4 protein-coding genes are annotated in these 5,436 nt (G+C 65.6%); all 4 read right to left on the bottom strand.

The window, feature by feature from the left end; all coding sequences use genetic code 11:
- The coding region (locus WBV89_RS21990) for an LLM class flavin-dependent oxidoreductase (protein WP_423983468.1) at window positions 1-848 on the bottom strand (848 nt) is incomplete at its 3' end.
- The gene (locus WBV89_RS21985) at window positions 845-1,747 is read right to left on the bottom strand and encodes an aldo/keto reductase (protein ID WP_423983467.1); all 903 of its coding nucleotides are present in this window, start codon (window positions 1,745-1,747) and stop codon (window positions 845-847) included. The genes WBV89_RS21985 and WBV89_RS21990, both read right to left, overlap by 4 nt.
- A gap of 10 nt (window positions 1,748-1,757) precedes the next feature.
- A complete protein-coding gene (locus WBV89_RS21980) occupies window positions 1,758-2,756 on the bottom strand; it encodes a carbohydrate ABC transporter permease (RefSeq protein ID WP_423983466.1) in 999 nt (332 codons plus the stop codon).
- Window position 2,757: 1 nt separating this feature from the next.
- Entirely contained in the window at window positions 2,758-5,313 is a 2,556-nt protein-coding gene (locus WBV89_RS21975; protein ID WP_423983465.1) for an ABC transporter permease subunit, read from the bottom strand.
- Window positions 5,314-5,436 lie beyond the last annotated feature (123 nt).

Below are 5,436 nucleotides of genomic sequence, written 5' to 3'. Positions count from 1 at the left end.
GCGTCACGCAGGTCGGCCTGTCGTGACACGCCGACCGATGCGGCATCGAGCGACTTGTTGCGGATCGCCGTGCCGGTGTCGGCATCGAGCTTCGACACCAGGCGGTCGGCCGCGGCGCGAGCTTCGGCCTCGGTTTCGCGCACGATCACGTGGGCGCGGAGGCCGCACAGGAGTTCGCGGTCGTACCGCTCTCGCGCGAGTGCGGTCATCTCGACGACCGTCTCGCCCACGGAGGCGACCGTGTCGGGCCAGGTGAGGAACACGTCGGCCTCGGCGGCGGCGACGTCCTTCGCTGCGGGTGAGAACCCACCGAAGTAGAACGGCGGGCAGGTGCCGTCGACGGTCGCGGCCCGTGGGGGATCGAGCGTGAGATCGACGAACTCTCCGTGGAAGTCGATCGGCTGTCGATTCAACAGTTGGCGCAGTACCTGCATCCATTCGCGTGTGCGCTGATAGCGCGGCGCCGAATCGAGTGCTTCGCCGGGAATGTCCGAGCTGATGATGTTGATGGTCAGACGCCCACCGGCGAACTGGTCGATCGATGCAAGCTGTCGAGCGAGCTGGGGAAGCCACATCTCGCCCATCCGGACGGCGAGCAACAAGTTGATCTGCTCGGTGTGTGTGGCGATCGCCGATGCGAACGCGGTGGAGTCGATGCCGAGCTGGTAGCCCGACGGCAGCAGGACGTTGTCGAATCCGCCGCGATCGGCGGTCTGGACGATGTCACGACAGTGTTCCCACGACGCGGCGAGGGCGGGCTCGGGGACACCGAGGAACTCGTAGTCGTCGTCGCACAGCGCGCTGAACCACGAGATCTCGGGGACGTCGGGACGGGTGATGGAGCTCATGGCAGTGGGACCCCCTCCGAGGCCTGGACGATCGCGTAGACGTCGGCGCGGTCGAGCGTGACGCCGAGCGCAGCGGTCGACGAACGGACGCGATCGACGTTCTGGGAACCGACGATCGCGATCGGAGCCGACGGGTGTGCGAGCACGAATGCGATCGCGATGTGTGATCGGTCGACGCCCTCGCGTTGCGCGAGCGAGTCGAGGAGTGCGACCAGATCGGGAGCGACGTCGTCGCCGGTCGCCAGGCGCCCACCACCGAGCGGACTCCACGCGAGCGGTGTGATCCGTTCCTCCATGCACTGGTCGAGTGTCCCGTCGCGCAGCGGCGCGAGTTGGACGGCGGAGAACTCGGGCTGGTTCGTGATGATCGGGAACTCGAGGTGGGCCTGGAGGGCTGCGACCTGCGCCGGGGTGTGGTTCGAGACGCCGACTTCGCGGATCTTTCCCTCGACGCGCAGCGCGTGCAGCGTGATCGCGACGTCGGCTGGGTGCGTGAACATGTCCGGACGATGGATCTGGAACAGGTCGATCACATCGGTCTGCAGCCGGGTGAGCGACGCCTCGCAGGCTGCCCGGAGGTACTTCGGTGAGGAGTCGTACGGCGTCGGGGGAGCGATGCCGCCTTTCGTCGCGAGCACGATGCGGTCGCGAAGTCCCGGTGTCGCCGCGAGCACGCGTCCGAGGATCTCCTCGACCTGTCCGAACCCCGTCCCGCCCCAGTCGAAGCCGTACACGTCGGCGGTGTCGATCAGGTTCATCCCCGCGTCGAGCGCGGTCTCGATCAACGCGCGCCCGGTCGCGACGTCATCGTCGGTGAATCTCCAGAGGCCATAGGCGATCGGCCCCACGGTCGGGAGGGAGCCGAGGCTCCTCGAATGGGTCTGGACCAGCGAGCTCACACGCTGGAAACTAGCCCTTTACGGAGCCGGCCAGGAGACCGCGCACGAAGTACTTCTGCAGGGCGAAGAACACGAGCAGCGGGAAGAAGGCCTGCACGAAGCCTGCTGCGGGCAGGAGATGCTCGTTCGCCCCGAAGTCACCGGCGAGGTTGGCGATCACGATCGTGGTGACCTGGGCATCAGGGTTGGTGCCTGCCATCGTCTTGGCGATGAGGTAGTCGTTCCACGTCCAGAGGAACTGGAAGATCGCGAAGGCGGCCAGGACCGGAACCGACAGCGGAAGCACGAGCCGCCAAAAGATCGTGAAGTGGTCCGCGCCGTCGATGCGTGCCGCCTCGAACACGTCCTTGGGCAGTGACGAGATGTAGTTGTGCAGGAGGAAGATCGCGAACGGGAGCGCGAATCCCGTGTGCGTCAACCAGACCGCAGTCGTCGTGTTCACGAGGTCGAGGTCGGGGATGAGGGTGATCGTCTTGCCGAGGATCGGAAGCGTGACGTGAGCACCGCCGACCCACAGCGTCAGGAGTGGGATCAGCGCGACCTGGAGGGGGATCGCGAGCAGTGCGACGGTGCTGATGAACAGCACCTTGCGCCCGCGGAAGTCGATCCATGCGAACGCATAGGCGGCGAACGCGGCGACCGCGATCGGGATGATCGTGGCGGGAATCGACACCGCCATCGAGTTGAGCAGCGAGTCCTTCAGGTTCGACCGGGCGCTGAACACGGTGCGGTAGTTCTCGAGTGTCCCATCGGAGGGGATCACGTCCCACCACCCGCTCTGACGCTGCGCGTCGCGGGTGCGGAAGCCGCTGATGAAGAGTCCGACGGTCGGGATGCTCCAGATGAGCGCGATCAGCCACAGAGCCCAGACGGGAATCGAACGCAGCCACGCGTAGACGCGACTCGTGGTGGTGCTGTGGACGTCGTCGTGGTGGCCGGGCCGCGACCCCATCACGTCGATGCCGTCGGAGAGGCCGGTGTCGACGTCGACAGGAGTGATGTTGCTCATCTCAGTTCTCCCTCTGCATCTTGCGAATGTTGAACACCATGACGGGGAGCACGGAGACGAAGATCAAGATCGCGAGCGCTGCCCCCTGTCCTTGGTTCTGCGTCTGGAACGCTTGGAAGAACATGTCGTTCGCCAGCACCTGGGTCTCGAAGTTGCCGTTGGTCATCACGTTGACGATGTCGTAGACCTTCATCACCAAGACGATGATCGTCGTGACCACCACCCCGATCGTCGGTGCGATCTGGGGGAGCGTGACCCGCCAGAACACCTGGGATTCGGTCGCGCCGTCGACCTTGGCTGCTTCGATCAGTTCGGTCGGAACCGCCTTGATCGCCGCGGACAGGATCACCATCGCGAAACCGGTTTGGATCCAGATCAGCACGACCATCAGGAACATGCTGTTGAACGGCGATTCCTGGATGAAGTTGATCGGGCTCGACTTGACGTTGCCGACGGTGTTGATCTCCTGACCGCCGACGCCCCCGCCCCAGACGGCGAAGTATCGGAAGACGAACCAGCCGACGAACAGGGCGCCGATGGCCGGAAGTGCCACACCTCCCCAGTTGCGCACCGTCAACTGACGGGCGACCGCTGCGAGGAGACCGACGAAGACGAGGACGGCGAGCAGGCCGACGATCCACTTCTGGACCGTGCCGCTGAGCTCGCCACCCCACACCCAGGCGACGACCCGCATGAGTGCGAATGCGACGAACGGGGTGAGGATCGCAGCGATGATGCCGACCGTGTCGCGGCGGGTGGCGAACTTGACCATGAGCGCCACGGCGACCAGGCCGAGCAGGATGATGATCACGACCGATGCGATCTCGCGGCCGGTCGACAGCTTGCCGAGGCCGACCCACAGGCCGTTGAGGACGCCGGTCTGTTCCTTGGACGAGTCTCGGGCGACGTACATGAATCGCCAGATCACCGACGCGCCGACGAGCGAGATCGCCATCGGCATGAAGATGATCGACTTGGCGATCTTCTCGAATCTGATTCCGTCGGCCAACACGGCGATGGCCAACCCCATCGCCGTGGCTCCGAGGGTGACGACGACGACCCACCACAGGTTGTTCACGATCGTGCCGCGGAACGTGGTGACGATCGCGAGCAGGACGAGCAGCAGGCCGACGATCAGCGGGCCCATGCTCGGGGTGCCCAGTTCGACGAGGTGACCGGTCTGGGCCCGCTGGCGGAGCCCGACGATGATGAACGCAGCCAGGACGATGAGACCGAGCAGCATCAGTTGGCTGCGACCGGTCGACGTCCGGAAGAGGTTGAAGCTGAAGACGTTCTCGAGCAACGAGGGTGTCACCCAGTTGATCGCCGATGCGAGCAGGAGGAGACTTCCGACGATCGCCAGGATGGCGATGCCCGGGCGGCCTCGTGGCCGCTCCTTCGACTTGCGGAAGAGCGAGATCCCGATCGCGCTGAGGAACGAGGCCGCGATCAGCAGGATCCAGCTGGTGCCGTTCGCGAGACCGAAGATCGACAACTGGAGACCGGCAACCGGATCCCACGAGTTGGGGTCCTGGAAGATGTTGACGTAGTTGTCCCAGCGGACGAACTGTTCGCCGTCGCGACCCTTGAACGAGAGCCAGATGGTGGCGATCGCAGGCACGACCAGCATCGCGAACGCGAATGTCAGAGCGGGGGCGAGGAAGATCCACTTGCGCGAGTTGTTGTCGATCAGGCCGCGCTCGCGCATGCCCAGGTTCGGCTGGATCGCGGCGCGAATGCCGATCAGGATCGCGGGCACCGTGACGGCCACGACCGTCCAGCCCGCCGGCCCGCCGCCGACCTCGGGTGCTCCGAACGCGCCGAGCAGCCACCCGATCGTCGCTCCCAGGAGGGCGGGGCGGCCGAGCTCCTGTTTGCGCAACACGCCGATCCCGGTGACGACGCCCGCACCCAATGCCGTCCACGCGATGAGGGCGACGGCGTCGAACTCGGGACGGGCGAGGAAGTTGAACGAGACGCCCGTGATCGCGCCGATGACTCCGAGTCCGCCGGCCCCAATGGCGAGGCGAGGGACGACACCGTCGGTTCGGCTGAGGAAGAACCCGACGCAGCCTGCGCCGATCGAGAGCAACAGCGGGAGCCAGAGCCAGGCGACGATCTCGGCGATGGCTGACTCGGTCGTGAGGGTGTCGGACTTGATCCCGTTGGCCGTGCGGTTGACGAACTTGGCGATCGGGTCGTCGATGGGGTTGTCGCCGATGGCGCGGTTGCCGCTCAACCCGGCCGTGATGACGAAGGTGACCGTTGCGTAGAGGAGGGTCAAGAAGCGGGTCCAGTGATTGCGGACCTGATTGAACAGCAGGTTGGCGCCGATCCACAGGGCGGCGCTGGCACCGACCGCCACGACGACGGTGATCAGCGTGCTGCGGGCCTTGGACTCGGTGACGAGGAGGAACAGCGCGAACAGCACCGCGATGGCGGCGAAGGCGCGCTGGGCGTAGAAACCAGCGTTGCGTGCGTTCTCCGGCTCGGCAGCAGGTTGCCTCGACGGCGGTTGTGCCGTCGCATCGATCTCGGTGTCGTCGATCACCGTCATGTGTACCCCCATATTCCCGCCGGTCTCGTCGACCGGTCACTCTGGCTGAGTCGTGTTCGGTGTGCTCGTCTACACGAGCGGCGTCCCCACCCGCATGTGTAGCACCCCAGAAAGCAGCGGGGG

The sequence above is a fragment of the Ilumatobacter sp. genome (genome assembly GCF_049588435.1).
GTDB lineage: Bacteria > Actinomycetota > Acidimicrobiia > Acidimicrobiales > Ilumatobacteraceae > Ilumatobacter_A.
This window is presented reverse-complemented; position numbering and strand designations above follow the sequence as displayed.